Genomic DNA, 1697 nt, shown 5'->3' with positions numbered 1-1697 from the left:
CTGCTCTTTAACAATTTATCAGACAATCTGTGTGGGCACTCGAAGATACGGATTCTTAACGTCGCAAGACGATAAATGAATACCAAGTCTCAAGAGTGAACACGTAATTCATTACGAAGTTTAATTCTTTGAGCATCAAACTTTTAAATTGAAGAGTTTGATCATGGCTCAGATTGAACGCTGGCGGCAGGCCTAACACATGCAAGTCGAACGGTAACAGGAAACAGCTTGCTGTTTCGCTGACGAGTGGCGGACGGGTGAGTAATGTCTGGGAAACTGCCCGATGGAGGGGGATAACTACTGGAAACGGTAGCTAATACCGCATAACGTCGCAAGACCAAAGAGGGGGACCTTCGGGCCTCTTGCCATCGGATGTGCCCAGATGGGATTAGCTAGTAGGTGGGGTAACGGCTCACCTAGGCGACGATCCCTAGCTGGTCTGAGAGGATGACCAGCCACACTGGAACTGAGACACGGTCCAGACTCCTACGGGAGGCAGCAGTGGGGAATATTGCACAATGGGCGCAAGCCTGATGCAGCCATGCCGCGTGTATGAAGAAGGCCTTCGGGTTGTAAAGTACTTTCAGCGGGGAGGAAGGGAGTAAAGTTAATACCTTTGCTCATTGACGTTACCCGCAGAAGAAGCACCGGCTAACTCCGTGCCAGCAGCCGCGGTAATACGGAGGGTGCAAGCGTTAATCGGAATTACTGGGCGTAAAGCGCACGCAGGCGGTTTGTTAAGTCAGATGTGAAATCCCCGGGCTCAACCTGGGAACTGCATCTGATACTGGCAAGCTTGAGTCTCGTAGAGGGGGGTAGAATTCCAGGTGTAGCGGTGAAATGCGTAGAGATCTGGAGGAATACCGGTGGCGAAGGCGGCCCCCTGGACGAAGACTGACGCTCAGGTGCGAAAGCGTGGGGAGCAAACAGGATTAGATACCCTGGTAGTCCACGCCGTAAACGATGTCGACTTGGAGGTTGTGCCCTTGAGGCGTGGCTTCCGGAGCTAACGCGTTAAGTCGACCGCCTGGGGAGTACGGCCGCAAGGTTAAAACTCAAATGAATTGACGGGGGCCCGCACAAGCGGTGGAGCATGTGGTTTAATTCGATGCAACGCGAAGAACCTTACCTGGTCTTGACATCCACAGAACTTTCCAGAGATGGATAGGTGCCTTCGGGAACTGTGAGACAGGTGCTGCATGGCTGTCGTCAGCTCGTGTTGTGAAATGTTGGGTTAAGTCCCGCAACGAGCGCAACCCTTATCCTTTGTTGCCAGCGGTCCGGCCGGGAACTCAAAGGAGACTGCCAGTGATAAACTGGAGGAAGGTGGGGATGACGTCAAGTCATCATGGCCCTTACGACCAGGGCTACACACGTGCTACAATGGCGCATACAAAGAGAAGCGACCTCGCGAGAGCAAGCGGACCTCATAAAGTGCGTCGTAGTCCGGATTGGAGTCTGCAACTCGACTCCATGAAGTCGGAATCGCTAGTAATCGTGGATCAGAATGCCACGGTGAATACGTTCCCGGGCCTTGTACACACCGCCCGTCACACCATGGGAGTGGGTTGCAAAAGAAGTAGGTAGCTTAACCTTCGGGAGGGCGCTTACCACTTTGTGATTCATGACTGGGGTGAAGTCGTAACAAGGTAACCGTAGGGGAACCTGCGGTTGGATCACCTCCTTACCTTAAAGAA

1 rRNA gene is annotated in these 1697 nt (G+C 52.9%); it reads left to right on the top strand.

What is annotated here, in order from left to right:
- Nucleotides 1-145: 145 nt before the first annotated feature.
- Nucleotides 146-1687: ribosomal RNA gene (locus A9180_RS08925) — 16S ribosomal RNA — on the top strand.
- The last annotated feature ends 10 nt before the right edge of the window (nt 1688-1697 follow it).

Origin of the sequence: Escherichia sp. B1147 (genome assembly GCF_001660175.1) — a bacterium.
In the GTDB taxonomy this organism is placed as follows: domain Bacteria; phylum Pseudomonadota; class Gammaproteobacteria; order Enterobacterales; family Enterobacteriaceae; genus Escherichia; species Escherichia whittamii.
Note: the sequence above shows the minus strand (reverse complement) of the source record. Positions and strands in the feature narration are given on the sequence as shown.